We start from the raw sequence: 20,615 nt of genomic DNA, 5'->3' as shown, positions 1-20,615 counted from the left end.
ACCATGGCCCACGTGACTGCAGTGCTGCCTCCACCGCGATCGATCACCACGGCCGGGTTCGGCCTCCGTGCCCCGGTCGTGGGCGACGCCCGCCTCGTGGCCGACCTCATGGGTGACCCCGAGGCCGCCGAGCGTGCCGCCGAGATCGTCCGGGGCTGGCGCGCGCACTGGGACCAGCACGGCTACGGCGCCTGGGTCGTCGAGGACGGAGCCGGGGCCCGCGCCGGCTTCGTCGGGCTCCGGGCGCACGCCGAGTTCATCCGCGTGACGATCCGCGTCCTCGAGCGCGAAGGGGGCGAGGACCTGGCCGCGCGCTCGCTGCGGGCGGCGGTCGCGCACGCCCTCGAGTGGTTGCCGGACTTGCCGCTGCGCATGCGGGTGGCCCCGGATGACCTCGCGACCAGGCTCGTCGCCGAGTCCGCCGGGATGATGCACGTCGCCGAGCTGGACCACACCGTGGACGGGGAGGAGTGGCAGGTCCTCGAGCTGCCGTACCTGCGGCTCGCCGAGCGCATCCCGGCCCGGGCGCGCGAGGCGATGCTCGACATGTGGGTCGCGGTCAACGACGCCGGCGGTGCGGTCGGGTTCCTGCCCGGCGCCTCCCGCGAGGACGTCTCGGCCGTGCTCGACGGCTACGAGTCGAGGCTCGAGCGTGGGGACACGGTGTGCGTCGCCCTCAACTCGCCGCTGGGCGACCTGCTGGGCTTCGGCTTCGTCGTCGGGTCGACCGGGGCACTCATGGCGCACGGCGCCACCCTCGAGCGGGTCATGACCGACCCCGGCCGCCGTGGCACCAACCACGGCGCCCTCCTCATGGCGGGCCTGCACCGCACGGCCCGCGACCGCGGCTTCGAGCTCGTCACCCTCGACTACCGGGGCGGGACCGGGCTCGGCGAGTTCTACACCCGGTACGGCTACGCGGAGGTCGGTCGGGTGCCGGGGGCGGTCCGGGTCGCGCCCGGTGACGACCGGGACGGCGTGATCATGGCGCGCTCGCTGTGACCCACCTCGAGCCCTTCGGCCACGGGACCGCGTGGCTCGCCGTCCTCGACCGGTCGCAGGCCGAGGTCGCCGAGGCGCTGGGCCTGACGGACGGGCGCGGGGTCGACGGGGCCGAGGCCGTGGGCGCCGTCTCGGGCACGGGCATCCTCCCGCCGGTCCCGGGCGCGGACGGTCGCTGGACGCTCGCCATCAGCCACCGCATGTCCGGCATCTCACCCCGCCGGCTCGGGGCGCTCACCGCGCTGCTCGGGACCCGGGTGCACCTCTACGACACGACCCGTGACGCCGCACCGGAGGAGGTGCTCGCGCGGGCCGCCGCCGAGAGCATCGACCCCAGGACCCTCGCCGGCCAGGTCCCCGGCAACGCGGTGTACTACGACGACGTCGACGAGGGTCCACCGCCGGGCGAGCGGCTGTCCACGCCCTCGCGCACCCCGTGGCTGTGGTCCGTCCTCAGGGGTGGCCGTCCCTGACCTAGCATTCGGCCCATGACCGAGACCGATCAGGACACCGCGAGCAGACCCCCCTTCGGCCTCGGGTGGCAGCTCCACGGCGACGGGCGGGAGGTCCGGCCCGGCGAGGTCGTGCGGCCCGGCGAGCGGCTGTCGTGGCCGCGGACGATCGGTCTCGGCGCACAGCACGTGGTCGCGATGTTCGGCGCGACCTTCCTCGTCCCGCTGCTCGTCGACATCTCGCCCGCGACGACCCTCTTCTTCAGCGGCATCGGCACGATGCTCTTCCTCGTCCTCACCGCCGGGCGGGTGCCGAGCTACCTCGGCAGCTCCTTCGCCTTCATCGCCCCGTTCACCGCCGCGACGGCGAGCCACGACCAGGCGACCGCCTTCGGCGGCGTCGTCATGGCGGGCGTGGCCCTCGCGCTGCTCGGCCTGGCCGTGCAGCTCGCCGGCGACCGGTGGCTGCGCGCCCTGATGCCCGCCACGGTGACCGGTGCGATCGTCGCCCTCATCGGGCTCAACCTGGCGCCGAGCGCCAAGGCCAACGTCGAGCAGGGGCCGGTGACCGCCCTGGTCACCGTCGCCGTCATCCTCGTGGTCACCGTCGCCACCCGGACGCTGTTCTCCCGCATAGCGATCCTCGTGGGCGTCGCGGCCGGCTATGTCGCCGCGCTGCTGCAGGGACAGGTCATCTTCGCCAAGGTCGAGGAGGCGTCCTGGTGGGGGATGCCGGACTTCCAGGCGCCCCACTTCGACCTCGCCGTGGCGGGTCTCTTCGTCCCCGTCGTCCTCGTCCTCGTCGCGGAGAACGTCGGGCACATCCGCTCCGTCGCCTCGATGACCGGTGAGGACCTCGACCCGATCACCGGGCGCGCGCTCATCGCCGACGGGCTCGCGACCACCCTCGCCGGGGCCGGCGGCGGGTCCGGCACGACGACCTACGCCGAGAACATCGGGGTCATGGCGGCCACCCGGGTCTACTCCACCGCGGCCTACTGGGTGGCCGCGGTCGTCGCCCTGCTCCTGTCCTTCTCGCCGAAGTTCGGCGAGGCCATCGCGACCGTGCCCGCGGGCGTCCTCGGCGGAGCGGGCGTCGTCCTCTACGGGATGATCGGCCTGCTCGGCGCGAAGATCTGGATCGAGTCACGGGTCGACCTCGGCAACCCGATCAACCTCATGACCGGCGCAGTCGCGCTGATCATCGGCATCGCCGACTTCACCTGGCAGATCGGTGACCTGCAGTTCGCCGGGATCGCGCTCGGGACCGCCGCCGCGCTGCTCGTCTTCCACGGCATGCGGGCGCTCAACCTCGTCACCCGTGCGGTGCCCGACCCGCTCACCCCGCTCGACTGATGAAGACGTCTTCATCTCGCCCTCATCATCGGATCATCCGGACTGCCTAGGGTCATCGGCATGAGGACAGGACGACGCATCGGACGAGACGGCTTGCTGCTGGCGGCACTGCTCTGCGTGCCCCTGCTGGTGCTGCTCGGGTTCCGCGTGGCGGCCGCGCCCTCGGACCCGCCGCCGGTGCAGGAGCGCCCCCTGCAGCTGACGAGCGAGACGAGCCCCTCCAGCCCGACGTCGAGCTCGACCTCCTCCGGCCCCAGGACGTCGAGCCCCAAGACCTCGAGCCCCAAGACCTCCAGCCCCAAGACGACGCAGCCCGTCCCGTCGTCCACGTCGTCGCGCCCCACGTGGACGCCCCCGCCCAGCGTCACCACCCGCTCCGATGCCCCGGTGCCGACGTACGACGACGATGATGGGGACGACGACGGGGACGACGCGGATGATGACGAGTACGACGATGACTGATGGCGGCTGAGCGCCGCCCGCGGCCCAGGCTGGCCAGGGACACCATCGTCGGCTGGATGCTGCTGATGCTCCTCGTCAGCCTGCTGAGCGTCATCATCGTCGTGCGCGAGAGCCTGCACCGGTCCGTGACCGACGCCGCCAACGCCGACGTCTCGCAGGAGATCGAGGAGTTCCGCACCTTCACCGAGGAAGGCGTCGACCCCGAGACCTCGAAGCCCTTCACCTCCGCCGAGCGGCTCCTGACCGTCTACCTCACCCGCCAGCGGCCCGGGGCGGGCGAGGCCATCGTCGGCTACGTCGGCCAGTCGGGGGTCGTCACGACCTCGTACGGTCCCGGCGCTCCCGACCCGCAGGAGTACGACCTCACCCGGGACACCTCGCTCGTCCGCGACGCCGAGCGCCGGACCTCGGGCACCACCGACACCCCGGCGGGCGAGATGCGGTGGGCCCGCACCGTCGTCGACGTACGCGGCGGCGACGACGCGATGATGCTCGTCGCCGTCTTCACCGAGGGCGCGCGGGCCGAGGCCGACCGCACCGTGCGCACCCTGACCCTCGTCTCGCTGGTCGCGCTCCTCTTCGCGGGCGTCGTCTCCTGGCTCGTCGCCGGTCGGCTGCTGCGCCCGGTGCGCCTCGTCCACGAGGCGGCCGAGGAGATCACTGAGCAGGACCTCACCCGGCGCATCGACGTCGGTGACGACGACGTGTCCGGGCTGGCCGCGACCTTCAACCGGATGCTGGACCGCCTCGAGGAGGCCTTCCTCGCGGAGCAGCGCTTCGTCGACGACGCCGGCCACGAGCTGCGCACCCCCATCACCGTCATCCGTGGCCACCTCGAGCTCATGGACGACGACCCGCGGTCGCGGGCGGCCACGATGCGCATCGTCACCCAGGAGCTGGACCGGATGAGCCGGATCGTCACCGACCTGCTCGCGCTGGCCAAGGCCGACCGTCCGGACTTCCTCCGCCCGGTCGACGGGGTCGACCTGTCCGCCCTCACGGTCTCGCTCGACGCGAAGATCTCCGCCCTGGCCGAGCGCAGCTGGCGGGTCAGCCAGGTCGCCGAGGGGACCGCCAGGCTCGACGCCGAGCGGATCACCCAGGCCGTCCTGCAGCTCGCGCAGAACGCTGTCCAGCACACCCACGACGGCGACGCGATCACGCTCGGGTCCGATGTGGTCGACGACCCGGCCCTGGGCCGGGCGCTGAGCATCTCCATCACGGACACGGGGCCGGGGGTGCCGCAGGCGGACCGGGAGCGGATCTTCGAGCGCTTCTCGCACGGCGAGCCGCCGGACGGTCGCCGCCACAGTGGGGCCGGGCTGGGCCTGGCGATCGTGCGCGCCATCGCCGAGGGGCACGACGGTCGGGTCGACGTGGGAGCCGGACCGGGTGGGGGCGCCGTGTTCACGATCGTCATCCCCGTCGACGAGGACACCGGACGCCACGAGCAGGACGACCAGGAGGCACCATGAGCAGCATCCTCATCGCCGAGGACCACGAGGAGATCTCGAGCTTCATCGACAAGGGGCTGCGCGCCAACGGCCACCGCACGACGATCACCGCCGACGGCCGTCAGGCCTGGGCGCTCGCCGGCACGGGTGCCTTCGACCTGCTCGTGCTCGACGTCGGGCTGCCCGGCCTCGACGGCTTCGAGGTGCTGCGGCGGCTGCGCGGCGACGGCGTCGACATCCCGGTCATCATCCTCACCGCCCGTGACGGTGTGGACGACACGGTCGCGGGCCTCGAGGGCGGGGCCAACGACTACATGACCAAGCCCTTCCAGTTCGCCGAGCTGCTCGCGCGGGTGCGCCTGCGGCTGCGCGAAGGGGGCGCCGCACCCGCCACGGACACCGCCCTCACCCTCGGCGACCTCAGCCTCGACGTGCGTCGCCGGACCGCGCGCGTGGCCGAGCGCGAGGTGGAGCTCACCGCGCGGGAGTTCGCGCTGCTCGAGGCGTTCGTCGAGCACCCGGAGCAGGTGCTCTCCCGGGAGCAGCTGCTCGGCATGGTGTGGGACATGGACTTCGACCCGGGGTCCAACGTCGTCGACGTCTTCGTCCGCTCGCTGCGCTCGAAGATCGGCGCCGAGCGGATCGTCACCGTGCGCGGCGTGGGCTACCGGCTCACCGCGGTCGTCAGCTGATCAGGCCCTCCTCACGGGCGCGCGCGACCGCGGCCGTGCGCGAGTCGACGTCGAGCTTGGTGAAGACGTGCACGAGGTGGGTCTTGACCGTCGCCTCGGAGATGAAGAGCGTGCGGGCGATCTCCTTGTTGCCCAGGCCCCGGGCGACCGCGGTGAGGATCTCGACCTCGCGCGCCGACAGCTGCGCACGCGGCCGGCCCAGCCGGGCGACGACCCGCTGGGCGAGCTCGGCCGAGAGGACCGTCCCGCCCGCTGCGGCCCGGACGACGGCGCCGACGATGTCGGCCGGGTCCGCGTCCTTGAGCAGGTACCCGGCCGCCCCGGCCTCGACGGCGCGCACGATGTCACGGTCGGTGTCGTACGTCGTGAGGACGAGCACCGCCGGCGCCTCCCGCCCGGAGCGGAGGGAGGCCGTCACCCCCACCCCGTCCATCCCGTCGCCGAGGCGCAGGTCGGTGACGACGACGTCGGGACGCTCTCGCTCCGCGACCACCAGGGCCTCCTCGCCGGTGCCCGCCTCGCCGACGACCGCGATCCGCTCGTCCTGACCGAGCAGGGCGACGATGCCCAGCCGCGTCACCGGGTGGTCCTCGACGACGACGACACGCACGCTCACGGTGTCTCCTTCACGGTGCGGGGCGAGGGGACCCAGGCCGAGACGGCCGTCCCCTCGTCGGGGGTGGACTCGACGGCCAGGCCACCGCCGACCTCGCGCAGGCGGGCTCGTGTCGCCCGCAGGCCGTAGCCCCCTTCGCCGGTGGTGCTCGGTCCGGACGACCACCACGCGTCCGCGTCGAAGCCACGCCCGTCGTCGACGACGTCGACCCGGACGGTCTCCTCGCTCGCGTCGAGGGTGACGACGACCCGGCCGGCGGCGGCGTGGGTGCGGATGTTGGCGAGTGCCCCCTGGACGCACCGCAGGAGCGTGACCTCGGCGGTCGTCGGCAGCGGCGGGAGCGTCCCGGCGACGACGACCTCTGCCTCGACCCCCGACTCCTGCGCGAAGCGCTCGGTGACCCGGCGCACGGCCGCGGCGAGGCTCCCTTCGTCGAGGTCGGCGGGGGCGAGGGCCGCGACCACCCGGCGCGACTCCTCGAGGCCGCGGGTGGCGCCGTCCTCGAGGTGGCCGAGCAGTTCGCGGACCCGGGCGGGGTCCTCCTCGGCGCCGGCCGCGCGGGCGAGCAGGACGATCGAGCTGAAGCCCTGGGCGATGCCGTCGTGGATGTCCCGGGAGAGCCGGGTGCGCTCGCTCGTCGCCCCTTCGGCACGCTGCACGCGGGCGAGCTCGTCGGTGAGGGCCGCGGTCTCCTCCTGCGCCGCGTAGAGCGAGGCGATGAGCCGCTGCCGCTCGATGCCGTCCCGCACGAGTGCCTGCTGGGCCCAGGCGACGCCGAGCGCGACGACCATGCCGATGAGGGGGCCGATGATCGCGGCGAAGGAGGCCGCGCCGGTCTGTCGGACCGGCTCGAGGGCGACGACCACGAAGACGCCGAGCGAGATGAGCACGGCCGGCAGCAGCGGCAGGACGTGGCCGGCCAGCAGCCACAGGGGGAAGGCGAGCCAGACGTTCTCGGGGGAGACGAGGACGAGGAGGGTCCACAGCAGGACCAGCACGAGGAACCAGCGGGTGCCTGCCCGGGCGAGGCGTGGGCCGACGGAGTACCAACCGATGAACGCGGCGAGCGCGGCGATCTCGGCGAGCGGGTGGGCCCCGTCCACGATCGCCCGGAGTCCGCAGACCAGGGCCAGCACGCCGAGGAGGGCGTGCCGGCCCAGCCGCAGCCACCGGCTGGTGACCGTCTGGTCGAGGGGCGCGCTCACCGGCGTGACGCTACCCGCCCGGGCCACCAGAAGCGGTCGCCGACGAGGGCCGTCGCGGCGGGCACGACGACGGTGCGCACGAGGAGGGTGTCGAGGAGGACACCGAGCCCGACGACGAGCCCGAGCTGGCCGAGCACGACGAGAGGGAGGACCCCGAGGGCGGCGAAGACCGCGGCCAGGACGACCCCGGCGCTCGTGATGACCGCTCCCGTCCGGGTGACCGCCCGGGCGACTCCTTCGCGGGTGCCGTGCCCACCGGCCTCGGCGCGCGCCCGGTGCATGAGGAAGATCGTGTAGTCGATCCCCAGCGCGACGAGGAAGAGGAAGGCGAGGAGCGGGACCTGCACGTCCAGCGCCGCGTGTCCGAGCAGGTGCTCGTCGAGCCACGCCCCGAGGCCGATCGCCGCGAGCGCGCTCGCCGCGTTGAGCAGCAGGAGCACGAGCGGACCGACGAGCGCGCCCAGGATCAGGACGAGGACGACGAGGCTCACGAGCAGGACGAGGGGGGCGACGGTCGTGAGGTCGCTCTCGGCGGCGGTGCGGGCGTCGAGCAGCTCGGCGGAGCCACCGCCGACCAGGGCGTCGGCACCCGGGACGGCGTGGGCGCTCGTGCGCAGGTCGCGGGCGAGGTCGAGGCTCGCAGGCGTGCCGGGGGAGGGCTCGCCGATGACCGTGAGCCGGGCCAGGCCGGCGCCGTCGGTGCCCGCCGGGACGACCGTGGTGACGCCGTCGACGGACTCGAGCGCGGAGACGGTCGCCGCGGTGCTCCCCGCGCGCGTCGTCACGGCGAAGGGGGCGAGCGACCCGGCGGGGAAGTGCTCGCCGACCGTGACGAGGCCGTCGGCGGACTCGGAGGCGGTGCGGAAGGAGTCGGCCTGGGCCAGGCCGACGCTCGCGCCGGAGAGGCCCGAGGCGAGGACGGCCAGCACGGCGAGACCACCGACGAGGTGCGCCCCGGGGCGGGCGACGACGCGGCGGGCGACCTTCGCCCAGACGCCGTCGTGGCCGGGCCGGTCACCGGGGCGGGGGACGAAGGGCCAGAAGACCCGCCGGCCGACCAGGGCGAGGGCGGCGGGCAGCGCGACGAGGACGGCGACCAGGGCGATGGCGAGGCCGACGGCGGAGGCCAGCCCGAGCCCACGGGTGCCGGGGACGCTCGCGAGGAGCAGGGTGCCCAGCGCGAGGACGACGGTGGCGTTGCTCGCGAGGATCGCGGGGACCGTGGCGCGCCAGGCGACCGCGAGGGCGGCGCGGTGGTCCGCGTGCTCGTGCAGCTCCTCGCGGTAGCGGGAGATCAGCAGGAGGGCGTAGTTGGTGCCGGCGCCGAAGACGAGGACCGAGACGATCCCGGCGTCGAAGGGTAGACCGCTCGCCTCGCCGACGGCAGCCGTGACCCTGCCGGCGAGCCGGTCGGCGGTCCCGACGACCACGAGCGGGACGAGCCAGAGGACCGGTGAGCGGTAGGTGAGGAGCAGCAGGAGCGCGACCACGCCGATGGTCACGGCGAGCAGGGTGAGGTCCGCGCCGTCGAAGGACGAGGCGATGTCCGCACCGAAGGCGGGCCCACCGGTGACCTCGACGGTCAGGTCCGCCGGCGCGTGCTCGGCGACGTCGGCACGCAGGTCCTCGATGGTCTGCACCGCCGCGGCGCTGTCCTCGGTCACGGGCACCGGCACGGTGACCGTCGCGGCCCGGCCGTCCTCGCTGACGCGGGCGTGGGCGTCGGTGGCGCCGAGGTCGTCGGCGAGGTCGGCCAGGGCGGAGGTGTCGGCGGGGGAGAGGGCGGCTCCTCCCTTCGTCGCGACGAGGACGACCGGGGCATCGCCGCTCCCGGGGAAGTGCCGCAGCTGCCCGGCCGCGATGGCGGACTCGGCGGTGGCCGGGTAGCCGTCGCCCCGGGGCGGTGCCTGCGCGGTGCCGAGCAGGGTGGTGGCCAGCCCGACGAGCAGGAGGGTCAGGACGAGCACGAGGGCGGCCCCGCGGCGGCCGGTCAGGCGCTGCGCGAGGGTCTCGCGGGACCCACGTGGAGGGGTGTCGGGGCGGTGAGGTCGCAGGGTCGTCGTCATGGCACCCAGTCCACCGGCGAAGGGGGCTCGCCCGCATCGCGCGGGAGGTTGGTCCTGCGGTCAACCTTTTGGTGGACCAACTCGACGGCTGTGGATCGGTGACCCGGGATGTCGGCCGGGCCATCTAGGGTGGAGCGGTGTCCTCGACTGTTGAGTCCCTGCTCGCCGCCGCCGTCGGGGGAGTGGGCGGATCGACCCGCCCGGGACAGGTCGAGATGGCCGTCGCGGTGGCGCGTGCCATCGACACCGAGGAGCACCTGCTCGTCCAGGCCGGCACCGGCACCGGCAAGTCCCTCGCCTACCTCGTCCCCGCCGTCGAGCACGCCCAGCGCGTCGGCAAGCCCGCGGTCGTCGCGACCGCGACCCTCGCGCTGCAGGGCCAGATCGTCGACCGTGACATGCCGCGCCTCGCCGACGCGCTGACCCCCCACCTGCGGCGTCGCCCGACCTACGCGATCGTCAAGGGCCGTCGCAACTACGTGTGCAAGCACAAGGTCGAGGGCGGCTTCCCCGACGACGAGGACGGGCTCTTCGACGTCGGCGAGGCGGACGCCCGCGCGGGCTGGCTCGGCAAGGAGGTCGTCCGGGTCCGCGAGTGGGCCGCCGAGACCGAGTCGGGCGACCGCGACGAGCTCGTCCCCGGTGTCTCGGAGAAGGCCTGGCGCCAGGTGTCGGTCTCCGCGCAGGAGTGCCTGGGCTCCAAGTGCCCGATGGTCGGTGAGTGCTTCGTCGAGCGCTCCCGCGAGGCCGCCAAGGACGTGGACGTCATCGTCACCAACCACTCCTTCATGGCCATCGACGCCTTCGAGGGGCGCCCGATGCTGCCCGACCACGACGTGCTCGTCATCGACGAGGCGCACGAGCTCGTCGACCGGGTCACATCCACGGTCACCGACGAGCTGGCGCCGGGCGGCGTGCGCGCGGCGGCCAAGCGGGCGCGCAAGTTCGCGGAGACCTCGGACGCGCTCGACGACCTCGCCACCGACCTCGAGGCGGTGCTCGAGGAGGCCCCCGAGGGGCGCCTGGCCACCGGCATCCCCGACGCGCTCGCAATGGTCCTCGGGCGCTGCCGTGACGTGGCCCGCGCGCTGCTCACGGAGATGAAGCCGCCCAAGGGCGAGCAGGCCGACGGCACCCGGCAGGTCGCGCTCGTCACGGTCGAGGAGGTCCACGACACGGCCGCGCGCATGCTGCAGGAGCACGAGCTGGACGTCATCTGGGTCAGCCGCGACCTGCGTCGCGGACCGCTGCTGAGGGTCGCCCCGATGAGCGTGGCGATGCGGATGCGGGAGCGGATCTTCGGTACCGGGGCGACCGACGACGACGAAGGGGTGCGCGACCGCACCGTCGTCCTCACCTCCGCGACGCTGGAGCTCGGCGGCACCTTCGACGCCGTCGCCGGCACGCTCGGTCTGCGCGGCCCGGGCGCCCCGGAGTGGACCGGCCTCGACGTCGGGTCCCCCTTCGACTACCAGCAGCAGGGCATCGCCTACGTCGCCGAGCACCTCCCGGCGCCCGGACGGGACGGGCTCGCGCCGCAGACGCTCGACGAGATCGAGGCGCTCGTGCGGGCGGCCGGGGGTCGCACGCTCGGGCTCTTCTCGTCGATGCGCGCGGCCAAGGAGGCCAGCGAGGCGATGCGCGAGCGGCTGGGGCCTGACTTCACCGTGCTCTGCCAGGGCGAGGACATGATCGGCACGCTGGTGCGCGACTTCGCGCGCGACCCCCGGACCATCCTCTTCGGCACGCTCACGCTCTGGCAGGGCGTCGACGTGCCGGGCAGCAGCTGCCAGCTCGTGCTCATCGACCGCATCCCCTTCCCACGACCCGATGACCCCCTGGCATCCGCGCGCACCCAGGAGATCGCCCGGCGCGGCGGCAACGGCTTCATGGCGGTCTCGGCCACGCACGCCGCGCTGCGGCTGGCCCAGGGTGCCGGCCGGCTCATCCGACGGTCCGACGACCGGGGTGTCGTCGCCTTCCTCGACCACCGGATGATCAAGGCCCGCTACGCCGGGTTCCTGCAGCGCTCCCTTCCCCCGTTCTGGCCGACGACCGACCGCCAGCTCGTGCTCGGGGCCCTCGCTCGCCTCGACGAGACCGCCCCCGACGTCCTGCCGGTCGCCGACCCGGTCAAGCGCGGCCTGACCGGCCAGGTCGCCGACCCCGGCCCGGCCGGCAGCGTGCGCACCGCGGTGGTGCAGGGCGACGGGTGGTCCGTCCAGGACGACGACGAGCTGCGCGACGGCATCGACCTCGGTCTGCCGCTCACCGAGCTGGCCGCCTCGCTCGACCGCGACGAGGCCGCGGTCACCGCGCGGGCCGACACCCTCGGGCTCGTCGTCCGCACCCGCGACTAGCCTGAGCGCCATGGACATCCGCCGCCTCGGTCGCTCTGGTCTCGCCGTCTCCGCCGTCGGTCTGGGGTGCAACAACCTCGGTCGCCGCGGCACCGCCAGCGAGACGCAGGAGGGTACGGACGCCGTCGTGCACGCCGCGCTCGACTGCGGGATCACCCTCTTCGACGTGGCCGACGTGTACGGCGCGGAGCCGGGGCTCTCCGAGACCATGCTGGGTCGGGCGCTCGGCTCGCGCCGCGACGAGGCCGTCCTGGCGACGAAGTTCGGCATGGACATGGGCGGGACCAACGGCGAGGACTTCGGCGCGCGCGGCTCGCGCCGCTACATCGTCCGCGCCGTCGAGGCGTCCCTGCGGCGCCTGGGCACCGACCACATCGATCTCTACCAGTTCCACTCCCCTGACCCCCTCACGCCCATCGATGAGACCCTCGACGCGCTCGACGACCTCGTGCGCTCCGGCAAGGTGCGCTACATCGGGCACTCCAACCGCGCCGGGTGGCAGATCGCCGAGGCGGAGCACGTCGCCCGCGAGCGCGGCGGTCCACGCTTCATCTCGAGCCAGAGCCACTACAACCTGCTCGACCGCCGCGCGGAGCTCGAGGTCACGCCCGCAGCCGAGGCGTACGGGCTGGGGGTGCTAACGTACTTCCCGCTCGCCCGGGGGCTGCTCACCGGCAAGTACTCCTCGGGCACGGCGCCCGAGGGCAGCCGTCTGGCATCCCGCCCCGAGATCATCGAGGGGGCCGACCTCGACCAGCTGCGGGCCTTCGGCGACTTCGCCCGGGAGCGCGGCCTCACCGAGGTGCAGGTCGCCTTCTCGTGGCTCGCCTCCCGCCCGAGCGTCGCGAGCGTCATCGCCGGCGCGACCCGCCCCGAGCAGGTGGCCGAGAACGCCGGGGCCGCGGGGTGGGTCCCGACGCCGCAGGACGAGGCAGAGCTCGACGAGATCTTCCCGCGGGTGCCCAAGGTGGCGCTCTTTTGAGCACGCCCCCCTTCGTCCTCGTCCAGGGGCCAGAGACCGTCCTCGCCGATCGCGCCGTCGACCAGGTCGTCGCCGACGTGCGCGTCGGTGCGCCCGACCTCGAGGTCGTGACCCTGCGCGCCGAGGGCTACGAGGAGGGTGAGCTCTCCATCCACGCCGGCCCCTCGCTCTTCGGCGAGGACAAGGTCATCGTCGTGCGGGACCTGCACCTGGCCCCCGACGTCCTGCAGCTCGACCTGCTCGCCTACCTCGCCGACCCCGAGGACGGCGTGACCCTCGTCGTCACCCACGCCTCGGGCAACAAGGGCAAGAAGGTGCTCGACACCCTCAAGAAGGCCAGGGCGCTCGTCCTCGAGGCGCCCGCCATCAAGAGCGACCGGGACAAGGCCGAGTTCGTCACCAACGAGTTCCGGCGTGCCCGGCGCAAGGCCGATGCGGGCGCCGTCCAGGCGCTCGTCGAGGCCGTGGGCAAGGACGTGCGCGAGCTGGCCTCCGCCTGCCAGCAGCTCGTCGACGACACGACCGGTGTCATCGACGCCGACGTCGTCGAGCGGTACCACGGTGGTCGCGTCGAGGCCACCGGGTTCAAGGTGGCCGACGCGGCGGTGGCCGGCCAGACGGGTGAGGCGCTGCGCCTGCTGCGCCACGCGGTCAACGTCGGGGTCGACCCCGTCCCGATCGTCGCGGTCCTCGCCCAGCAGCTGCGGCAGCTGGCCAGGGTCGGGGGAGCCGGGCGCGGTCGCAGCGCCGACCTCGCCCGAGAGCTCGGGATGGCCCCCTGGCAGGTCGACAAGGCCCGCCGCGCGCTGCAGGGCTGGGGTGGCGACGCGCTCGGTCGCTCGATCCAGGCCGTCGCCGCGGCAGACTTCGAGGTCAAGGGCGGCGGGCGCGACCCCGTCTACGCCGTGGAGAAGGCCGTGCTCACCATCACGCGTGAGCGCAACGGCGGCTGAACCACCCCGGGTTTGTCCGCGCCTGCTCGCCGCTGCTAGATTTGTCCATCGCGTGCGCGCATGGTCGTGCGCGCATCGCAGCACCACCCAGGGCGTCTCTCCCACGGTGTCCCCACGCCGGTCCCGAGATGCCTTGCCGCCCTCTAACGGCAGAAGCTCGACCAACCCAGTCAGAAAGATTCTTGTGGCAAACATCAAGTCCCAGATCAAGCGCGTCAAGACCAACGCGGCCCGGACCGAGCGCAACCGCGCGCACAAGTCCGAGCTGCGCACGTGGATCCGCAAGGTCCGCACGGCCGTCGAGACCGGCGACGCCGAGACCGCCAAGACCGCGCTGGTCACGGCCGGCAAGAAGCTCGACAAGGCCGTGAGCAAGGGCGTCATCCACGCCAACCAGGCCGCCAACAAGAAGTCGGCGCTGGCGAAGGCCGTCAACAAGATCTGATCTGTTGACCCCAGACGAAGGGGGCCGGTCACCGCGAGGTGACCGGCCCCCTTCGTCATGCCCGTGAAGCTGCATTCCCCTAGGGCAATGCAGGGAAGGGGGTCAGGCCGGGTCGTCGTCGTAGTCGCGGCCGGCGGCGACCGCCCGCACGCCCTCGACCACGGCGGCGAAGACGCGTTCGTCGAGGACCGCGCCGTCGCGGCGGACCTGCTCCGGGTCCACCCGCAGGACGCGGTTGATGCGGGCCTCGCTCGGACGACCCCGTCCGTCCCAGGCGCCCGCGCCGACGTCGACCCACCGGCGCCCCTCGGCGGCCTCCTGCTCGGCATCGAGGTCGTGGTCGGCGCTCGTCAGCTGCAGGCCGAGCAGCCACTCGCCGTCCCGGCCGACGAGCAGCACGGGCCGGTCCTTGCCCTGCGCGTGGTCCTCCTCGAAGGGCACCCACGTCCACACGACCTCGCCGGGGGACGGGGTGGGGTCGTCCGGGGTCGGGGCCCACCGCATCTCGGGGATGCCGACGAAGTCGCCCGGGTAGCCGCTCATGGGCCCTCACCGTAGTGGTGACCGGCTGGCGCTGGTTGCCGGACCGGCTCCCCGTCCGTGGGAGGATGGAGGCCGACCCCTGTCCCGACGAACCCCGAGGTCCACCACCCGTGTCACCGCAGGCCCGTGAGGCCCTCCCGCCCAACGCGACCCCGCCGGCGCAGATCCGCAACTTCTGCATCATCGCGCACATCGACCACGGCAAGTCCACGCTCGCCGACCGGATGCTCCAGATCACCGGCGTCGTCGAGGCGCGGCAGATGCGCGCCCAGTACCTCGACCGGATGGACATCGAGCGTGAGCGCGGCATCACCATCAAGTCGCAGGCCGTGCGCATGCCGTGGGAGCAGGACGGGGAGACCTTCTGCCTCAACATGATCGACACCCCTGGCCACGTGGACTTCACCTACGAGGTTTCCCGCTCGCTCGCTGCGTGCGAGGGGGCGGTCCTCCTCGTCGACGCCGCGCAGGGCATCGAGGCGCAGACCCTGGCCAACCTCTACCTGGCGATGGAGAACGACCTGACGATCATCCCGGTGCTCAACAAGATCGACCTGCCCGCGGCCCAGCCGGAGAAGTACGCGGAGGAGATCGCCGGCCTCATCGGCTGCGAGCCCGAGGACGTGCTCCGGGTGAGCGGCAAGACGGGCGAAGGGGTGGAGGAGCTCCTCGAGCAGATCGTCGCCAAGCTCCCCGCCCCCGTGGGCGACGCAGACGCTCCCGCCCGCGCGATGATCTTCGACTCCGTCTACGACAACTACCGCGGCGTCGTCACGTACGTGCGGGTCGTCGACGGTGACCTCAACCCGCGCGAGAAGATCGTCATGATGTCGACCCGGGCGACGCACGAGCTGCTCGAGATCGGCGTCATCTCGCCCGAGATGATCCCGAGCAAGGGCCTGGGCGTCGGCGAGGTGGGCTACCTCATCACCGGCGTCAAGGATGTGCGCCAGTCCAAGGTCGGCGACACTGTCACCAACGCGGGCACGCCGGCCGACCGGGCGATCGGCGGCTACAAGGACCCCAACCCGATGGTCTTCTCGGGGCTCTACCCGATCGACGGCAGCGACTACCCGACGCTGCGCGACGCCCTCGACAAGCTCAAGCTCAACGACGCGGCGCTCGTGTACGAGCCGGAGACCTCCGCGGCGCTCGGCTTCGGCTTCCGCTGCGGGTTCCTCGGTCTGCTGCACCTGGAGATCGTCCGCGAGCGCCTCGAGCGCGAGTTCGACCTCGACCTCATCTCGACCCAGCCCAACGTCGTCTACGAGGTGACGATGGACGACGGCTCCACGATCACCGTGACCAACCCGAGCGAGTTCCCGCACGGCAAGGTCTCCGAGGTGCGCGAGCCGGTCGTCAAGGCGACCATCCTCGCCCCGAGCGAGTTCATCGGCGCGATCATGGAGCTGTGCCAGTCCAAGCGCGGCCAGCTCGGCGGCATGGACTACCTCTCCGAGGACCGCGTCGAGATGCGCTACACGCTGCCGCTGGCGGAGATCGTCTTCGACTTCTTCGACCAGCTGAAGTCGAAGACCCGCGGCTACGCCTCCCTCGACTACCAGGAGTCCGGCGACCAGGTCGCCGACCTCGTCAAGGTCGACATCCTGCTGCAGGGCGAGACCGTCGACGCCTTCAGCGCCGTGGTCCACAAGGACAAGGCCTACGCCTACGGCACGATGATGGCCGGCAAGCTCAAGGAGCTCATCCCCAGGCAGCAGTTCGAGGTGCCGATCCAGGCCGCCATCGGCGCGCGGATCATCGCCCGGGAGAACATCCGGGCGATCCGCAAGGACGTGCTCGCCAAGTGCTACGGCGGTGACATCTCCCGCAAGCGCAAGCTCCTCGAGAAGCAGAAGGAGGGCAAGAAGCGCATGAAGAACATCGGCACCGTCGAGGTCCCGCAGGAGGCCTTCATCACCGCCCTCTCGTCCGACGACAACGCGGTGGACAAGGCCAAGAAGTAGCACATCCGTCGGGACAGGTAAGCGCTGGCTTAGTCTGGTGCGCATGGCCCAGCAGACCTTCGACCTGTACCAGCGCCTCACCCGGCTCCCCGCGGGCAAGCGCATCTTCTCCCTCCTCTACAGCGTCAAGGCGCCGTACTTCGCGACGGTCCGCCCGCAGGTGCGTGAGGTGCGCGCCCACCACGCCGAGCTGTCGATCAGCAACCGCAGGCGCGTGCACAACCACATCGGCACCCTGCACGCGATCGCGGTGTGCAACGGGCTCGAGGCCGCGATGGGGCTGCTCGCGGAGGCGACCTGCCCGTCCGACCAGCGCTGGCTGCCCCGCGGCCTGCAGGTGAGCTACCTCGCGAAGTCCACGACCGACCTGCTGTGCGTCGCCGAGACCGACCCCGAGCAGTGGGCGGGCGAGGCGCCGTACGACGTCGACATCCGCGTCAGGGCGGTGCGCACCGACGGCGTCGTGGTCGTCGAGGGCGTCATCCCCGTCTACGTGACCGCGAAGCCGCAGCAGGCCGCCTGAGCGTCAGGTCGTCAGGCGGGCGCGGAGGCGCTCGACCTCCGCCTCCTCCCACCCCGTGGCCGTCAGCCAGCCGACGGTCCCACCGAAGCCCTCGTGCAGATGGGTCAGGACGGCCTCCATCGCCTCGGCACGCGGCGTCTGGTCATCGATGCTGTGGTGGGGGATCGAGCGGCGGTAGGGCTCGACCTCGACGAGCCGCTCCATGATCCGGTGGATCCGCTCGGCTGTGCGCACGTAGTCGGCGATGATCTCCTCCTCGGGGACGCCGGCGACGGCCAGCGCCATCCCCACGACCGTGCCCGTGCGGTCCTTGCCGGCCGCGCAGTGCACCACGGCGCCGCCAGCGCTGTCGCGCACCGCGGCCAGGGCAGCGGCGACCGAGTCGGGACGCGTGCTGAGGTAGCCCGTGTAGTGCCGACCCCAGAACTCGCCGTCGCGCACGACCGGCTCGTCGCGCTGCCAGCGCAGCGCGAGCGCCTCCTCGACCGTGGTCTGCGCGTCGACGTCCTCGCGCAGCAGGCTGAAGTGGTGGTGCGTCAGGGGGGTCGCGCGCAGCGGACCCTCACCCGTGACCTCGTACTCGACGTTGCTGCGCAGGTCGACGACGTCGGTGACGCCGAGCTCCTCGACGAGGTGACGCACGTCCCCTTCGCTCAGGTCCTGGAGGTTGTCGCTGCGGATGAGCCGGCCCTCCCGGGTGCCGCGACCGTCGCGGGTGGGCAGGCCACCGAGGTCACGCATGTTGACGACGCCATCGAGCTCGATCCACCTGGTCATGGGAGCCACGCTAGCCACCGGGTGGGAGGATGGGCGGGTGCGTCCCCCCTTCGGCATCTACCTGCACGTGCCCTTCTGCACCGTCCGCTGCGGCTACTGCGACTTCAACACCTACACGGCGACCGAGCTCGGCCCCGTCGGAGGAGCGAAGGGGGCGAGCCTCGCCACCTTCGTCGACGCCGCGATCGGTGAGCTCGACCTCGCCGCCGCCGCGGTCCCCGACGCGCCGCCGGTCTCGACGGTCTTCGTCGGCGGCGGGACACCGACGCTGCTGCCGCCGCAGGACCTCGTGCGCTTCCTCGAGGCGGTGCGCGCACGCTGGGGGCTCGCCGACGACGTCGAGGTGACGACGGAGGCCAACCCCGACAGCGTCACCGAGGAGTCCCTGCGGGTCCTGGCCGACGGCGGGTTCACCCGCGTGAGCATCGGCATGCAGTCGGCGGTGCCCGAGGTGCTCGCCACCCTCGACCGCACCCACGACCCGGCCAACGTCGCGCGCGCCCTCGCCGCGGCCCGCGCCGCCGGGCTCTCCGTGAGCCTCGACCTCATCTACGGCACGCCGGGGGAGAGCCTGGAGCAGTGGCGCACCTCGCTGGAGACCGCGATCGCGCTGGGGCCGGACCACCTCTCGGCCTACGCGCTGACCGTCGAGGAGGGCACCCGGATGGCGGTGCGCGTCCGGCGTGGCGAGCTGCCGATGCCGACCGGTGACGACGAGGCCGACAAGTACGAGCTGGCCGACGAGCTCCTCGCGGCCGCCGGGTACGAGTGGTACGAGATCAGCAACTGGGCACGCACCGACGCCGACCGGTGCCGGCACAACGAGGCCTACTGGCGCAGCCACGACTGGTGGGGCGTCGGGCCGGGTGCCCACAGCCACGTCGACGGCGTGCGCTGGTGGAACCGCAAGCACCCCGCCACCTGGGCGGCGCACCTCGCCGGCGGCGACCCCGCGGCCGAGCGCGAGGAGCTGACCGCGGAGCAGCGGGCCGACGAGCAGATCCTGCTCGGGGTTCGCCTGCGCGAGGGACTGCCGACGGCAGTCCTCACGGCCGACGGACGGAGGGCGGTCGCCGGCCTCGTCGCCGACGGCCTCGTCGAGGGGCCGGCCGCCCTGCGCGGGCAGGTCGTGCTGACCCGGCGCGGACGGCTGCTCGCCGACACCGTCGTGCACCACCTCGTGGCCGGTGCCCCCGACCCCGTGCGGGTGACCGGTGCCTGACGTCCCGGAGATCCCCGACCTCATCGGCTTCTTCGACCTGCTCGGCGTCCTCGCCAACGGCCTGCTCGGGGGAGCGGTGGCCCGGCGCTACCAGCTCGACCCCGTCGGCTTCACCGTGATGGCCATCATCTCCGCGCTCGGCGGCGGGGCGATCCGCGACGTGCTGCTCGACGTGCAGCCGGTGGCCCTGACCGACCTGCGCTACCTCACCGTCGCCCTCGTGGCCGCGGCCATCGCCTACCTCGTCCCGCTCGAGGGACGGCGCTGGCGCCAGATCTTCCCGTGGGTCGACGCCGTCGCGCTCGGCACGTGGGCGGTCGTCGGCACGCAGAAGGCGCTGCTCCACGACATCCACTGGCTCCCGGCGGTCCTGCTCGGTGTCCTCACCGCGTGCGGCGGCGGTGTCGTGCGCGACATGATGCTCGGCAACGTGCCGGTGATCCTGCAGCGCTCCGAGCTCTACGCGACGGCGGCCTTCGCCGGGGGGTCGGCGCTCGTCCTGCTCCACCTCCTGACGTCCGGGCCGGTCGCCTCGCTCGGCGCACTGGTGGTCGGTGGCGGGGTCTGCATGCTCGCCCGCAAGCGCGGCTGGATGTTGCCGACCGAGCCGCCGTGGAAGCCGCCCCGCGTCCACCGACGGTGACCGGTCCGCGGACCGCGCTGTGACCGACCGGTACGCGTGGCGCACGATGGACCCATGACCACCACGCGTACCGCCATCGTCACCGGAGCCGCCCGCGGGATCGGCCGGGCCATCGCCCTGCGACTCGCCACCGACGGCCACCACGTCGCCGTCCTCGACCTCGACGAGTCCGCCTGCCAGGTGGTCGTCGACGAGATCACCGAAGGGGGCGGCACCGCCCTCGCCGTGGGCGTGGACGTCTCCGACCCCGACCAGGTCGAGGCGGGCGTCGCCCGCGTCGCCGAGGAGCTCGGCGCCCCGACCCTCCTGGTCAACAACGCCGGCATCATCCGCGACAACATGCTCTTCAAGATGACCGTCGACGACTGGGACTCCGTCATGGCGGTCCACCTGCGCGGCGCCTTCCTCATGACCAAGGCCACCCAGGCCCACATGACGGCCGAGAAGTACGGGCGCATCGTCAACCTCTCCTCCACCTCCGCCCTCGGCAACCGCGGTCAGACGAACTACTCGGCCGCCAAGGCCGGCATGCAGGGGTTCACCAAGACCCTGGCCATCGAGCTGGGCAAGTTCGGCGTGACCGCCAACGCCATCGCCCCGGGCTTCATCCAGACCGACATGACGGCCGCGACCGCCGAGCGCATCGGCGTGCCCTTCGAGGACTTCCTCGCGCACGCCGCGAAGGAGACCCCGGTCGGCCGCGTCGGTCAGCCCGAGGACATCGCCGCGACCGCGTCCTTCCTCCTGTCCGAGGAGGCCGGCTTCGTCTCGGGCCAGGTCATCTACGTGGCCGGCGGCCCGAGGGACTGACCCCGGCCTGCATTGCCCTAGGGCAATGCAGAGTGAACCCGCATTGCCCTAGGTGTAACTGGGCATGACCTTGGTGACACGGGTC

At 72.9% G+C, this 20,615-nt stretch carries 20 protein-coding genes; 15 read left to right on the top strand and 5 right to left on the bottom strand.

What is annotated here, in order from left to right; translation table 11 throughout:
- Window positions 1-12: 12 nt before the first annotated feature.
- From ABC138_RS10675 to ABC138_RS10650, 6 genes are read left to right on the top strand one after another with little or no spacing between them, the layout of a single operon-like run.
- Window positions 13-1,002, top strand: coding sequence for a GNAT family N-acetyltransferase (locus ABC138_RS10675; RefSeq protein ID WP_345913667.1), 990 nt, complete (start codon window positions 13-15; stop codon window positions 1,000-1,002).
- On the top strand, window positions 999-1,475 hold the full coding sequence (locus ABC138_RS10670; protein WP_345913666.1) for a hypothetical protein: 477 nt from the start codon (window positions 999-1,001) through the stop codon (window positions 1,473-1,475). Before ABC138_RS10675 ends, ABC138_RS10670 begins: the two co-directional genes overlap by 4 nt.
- A 15-nt stretch (window positions 1,476-1,490) precedes the next feature.
- Window positions 1,491-2,810 (top strand): solute carrier family 23 protein, encoded by a 1,320-nt coding sequence (locus ABC138_RS10665; RefSeq protein WP_345913665.1) that lies wholly within the window; start codon window positions 1,491-1,493, stop codon window positions 2,808-2,810.
- A gap of 60 nt (window positions 2,811-2,870) precedes the next feature.
- A complete protein-coding gene (locus tag ABC138_RS10660) occupies window positions 2,871-3,272 on the top strand; it encodes a hypothetical protein (RefSeq protein WP_345913664.1) in 402 nt (133 codons plus the stop codon).
- The gene (locus ABC138_RS10655) at window positions 3,272-4,747 is read left to right on the top strand and encodes an ATP-binding protein (protein WP_068322987.1); all 1,476 of its coding nucleotides are present in this window, start codon (window positions 3,272-3,274) and stop codon (window positions 4,745-4,747) included. Before ABC138_RS10660 ends, ABC138_RS10655 begins: the two co-directional genes overlap by 1 nt.
- Window positions 4,744-5,418, top strand: a complete 675-nt coding sequence (locus tag ABC138_RS10650) for a response regulator transcription factor (RefSeq protein ID WP_068322990.1) — start codon at window positions 4,744-4,746, stop codon at window positions 5,416-5,418. Before ABC138_RS10655 ends, ABC138_RS10650 begins: the two co-directional genes overlap by 4 nt.
- On the opposite strand, the gene ABC138_RS10645 is transcribed toward ABC138_RS10650, so the two are convergent.
- The 3 genes from ABC138_RS10645 to ABC138_RS10635 are packed head-to-tail and all read right to left on the bottom strand — an operon-like array spanning window position 5,411 to window position 9,305.
- A complete protein-coding gene (locus ABC138_RS10645) occupies window positions 5,411-6,034 on the bottom strand; it encodes a response regulator transcription factor (RefSeq protein ID WP_068423466.1) in 624 nt (207 codons plus the stop codon). The two genes, ABC138_RS10650 and ABC138_RS10645, sit on opposite strands and share 8 nt — an antisense overlap.
- Complete coding sequence (locus ABC138_RS10640; RefSeq protein ID WP_345913663.1) at window positions 6,031-7,239, bottom strand: sensor histidine kinase; 1,209 nt, start codon at window positions 7,237-7,239, stop codon at window positions 6,031-6,033. Before ABC138_RS10640 ends, ABC138_RS10645 begins: the two co-directional genes overlap by 4 nt.
- A complete protein-coding gene (locus ABC138_RS10635; RefSeq protein ID WP_345913662.1) occupies window positions 7,236-9,305 on the bottom strand; it encodes an MMPL family transporter in 2,070 nt (689 codons plus the stop codon). The genes ABC138_RS10640 and ABC138_RS10635 overlap by 4 nt, the downstream gene beginning before the upstream one ends.
- Before the next feature lie 137 nt (window positions 9,306-9,442).
- Here ABC138_RS10635 and ABC138_RS10630 point away from each other — a divergent pair, with 137 nt between their 5' ends.
- From ABC138_RS10630 to rpsT, 4 genes are all read left to right on the top strand, one after another.
- Window positions 9,443-11,665, top strand: coding sequence for an ATP-dependent DNA helicase (locus ABC138_RS10630; protein ID WP_345913661.1), 2,223 nt, complete (start codon window positions 9,443-9,445; stop codon window positions 11,663-11,665).
- Window positions 11,666-11,675: 10 nt separating this feature from the next.
- Window positions 11,676-12,647 (top strand): aldo/keto reductase, encoded by a 972-nt coding sequence (locus tag ABC138_RS10625; protein WP_345913660.1) that lies wholly within the window; start codon window positions 11,676-11,678, stop codon window positions 12,645-12,647.
- Window positions 12,644-13,600 (top strand): DNA polymerase III subunit delta, encoded by a 957-nt coding sequence (gene holA, locus ABC138_RS10620; protein ID WP_068323002.1) that lies wholly within the window; start codon window positions 12,644-12,646, stop codon window positions 13,598-13,600. The genes ABC138_RS10625 and holA overlap by 4 nt, the downstream gene beginning before the upstream one ends.
- 184 nt (window positions 13,601-13,784) lie before the next feature.
- The gene (rpsT, locus tag ABC138_RS10615; protein ID WP_068323005.1) at window positions 13,785-14,045 is read left to right on the top strand and encodes a 30S ribosomal protein S20; all 261 of its coding nucleotides are present in this window, start codon (window positions 13,785-13,787) and stop codon (window positions 14,043-14,045) included.
- Between the two features lie 102 nt (window positions 14,046-14,147).
- On the opposite strand, the gene ABC138_RS10610 is transcribed toward rpsT, so the two are convergent.
- Window positions 14,148-14,588: a type II toxin-antitoxin system PemK/MazF family toxin gene (locus ABC138_RS10610; protein ID WP_068323007.1), complete on the bottom strand. Its 441-nt coding sequence runs from the start codon at window positions 14,586-14,588 to the stop codon at window positions 14,148-14,150.
- A 110-nt stretch (window positions 14,589-14,698) separates the two neighbouring features.
- Between ABC138_RS10610 and lepA the strand changes: the two genes are divergently transcribed.
- Complete coding sequence (gene lepA / locus ABC138_RS10605) at window positions 14,699-16,555, top strand: translation elongation factor 4 (protein ID WP_345913659.1); 1,857 nt, start codon at window positions 14,699-14,701, stop codon at window positions 16,553-16,555.
- 43 nt (window positions 16,556-16,598) lie between these two features.
- Window positions 16,599-17,078: a hotdog fold domain-containing protein gene (locus ABC138_RS10600; protein ID WP_338537925.1), complete on the top strand. Its 480-nt coding sequence runs from the start codon at window positions 16,599-16,601 to the stop codon at window positions 17,076-17,078.
- 3 nt (window positions 17,079-17,081) lie between these two features.
- On the opposite strand, the gene ABC138_RS10595 is transcribed toward ABC138_RS10600, so the two are convergent.
- A complete protein-coding gene (locus ABC138_RS10595; protein WP_338537926.1) occupies window positions 17,082-17,855 on the bottom strand; it encodes a tyrosine-protein phosphatase in 774 nt (257 codons plus the stop codon).
- 37 nt (window positions 17,856-17,892) lie between these two features.
- Between ABC138_RS10595 and hemW the strand changes: the two genes are divergently transcribed.
- Genes hemW through fabG form a run of 3 tightly spaced genes read left to right on the top strand, consistent with a single transcriptional unit; the run spans window position 17,893 to window position 20,530 of the window.
- Entirely contained in the window at window positions 17,893-19,077 is a 1,185-nt protein-coding gene (gene hemW, locus ABC138_RS10590; RefSeq protein ID WP_345913658.1) for a radical SAM family heme chaperone HemW, read from the top strand.
- On the top strand, window positions 19,070-19,720 hold the full coding sequence (locus ABC138_RS10585; protein WP_345913657.1) for a trimeric intracellular cation channel family protein: 651 nt from the start codon (window positions 19,070-19,072) through the stop codon (window positions 19,718-19,720). Before hemW ends, ABC138_RS10585 begins: the two co-directional genes overlap by 8 nt.
- Before the next feature lie 54 nt (window positions 19,721-19,774).
- Window positions 19,775-20,530, top strand: coding sequence for a 3-oxoacyl-ACP reductase FabG (fabG, locus tag ABC138_RS10580; protein WP_068323028.1), 756 nt, complete (start codon window positions 19,775-19,777; stop codon window positions 20,528-20,530).
- Window positions 20,531-20,615: the final 85 nt, after the last annotated feature.

Origin of the sequence: Janibacter sp. LM, assembly GCF_039631275.1 — a bacterium.
GTDB lineage: Bacteria > Actinomycetota > Actinomycetes > Actinomycetales > Dermatophilaceae > Janibacter > Janibacter terrae.
The sequence above is the reverse complement of the archived record's forward strand: the minus strand, read 5'-3'. Positions and strand labels throughout refer to the sequence as shown.

What these genes read in the sequence shown, in the direction of transcription:
- ABC138_RS10655 (WP_068322987.1), top strand. Translation starts at nt 3,272, where the DNA reads ATGGCGGCTGAGCGCCGCCCGCGGCCCAGGCTGGCCAGGGACACCATC.
- ABC138_RS10595 (WP_338537926.1), bottom strand. Translation starts at nt 17,855, where the DNA reads ATGACCAGGTGGATCGAGCTCGATGGCGTCGTCAACATGCGTGACCTC.
- ABC138_RS10600 (WP_338537925.1), top strand. Translation starts at nt 16,599, where the DNA reads ATGGCCCAGCAGACCTTCGACCTGTACCAGCGCCTCACCCGGCTCCCC.
- ABC138_RS10665 (WP_345913665.1), top strand. Translation starts at nt 1,491, where the DNA reads ATGACCGAGACCGATCAGGACACCGCGAGCAGACCCCCCTTCGGCCTC.
- ABC138_RS10660 (WP_345913664.1), top strand. Translation starts at nt 2,871, where the DNA reads ATGAGGACAGGACGACGCATCGGACGAGACGGCTTGCTGCTGGCGGCA.
- ABC138_RS10625 (WP_345913660.1), top strand. Translation starts at nt 11,676, where the DNA reads ATGGACATCCGCCGCCTCGGTCGCTCTGGTCTCGCCGTCTCCGCCGTC.
- ABC138_RS10610 (WP_068323007.1), bottom strand. Translation starts at nt 14,588, where the DNA reads ATGAGCGGCTACCCGGGCGACTTCGTCGGCATCCCCGAGATGCGGTGG.
- ABC138_RS10635 (WP_345913662.1), bottom strand. Translation starts at nt 9,305, where the DNA reads ATGACGACGACCCTGCGACCTCACCGCCCCGACACCCCTCCACGTGGG.
- fabG (WP_068323028.1), top strand. Translation starts at nt 19,775, where the DNA reads ATGACCACCACGCGTACCGCCATCGTCACCGGAGCCGCCCGCGGGATC.
- ABC138_RS10650 (WP_068322990.1), top strand. Translation starts at nt 4,744, where the DNA reads ATGAGCAGCATCCTCATCGCCGAGGACCACGAGGAGATCTCGAGCTTC.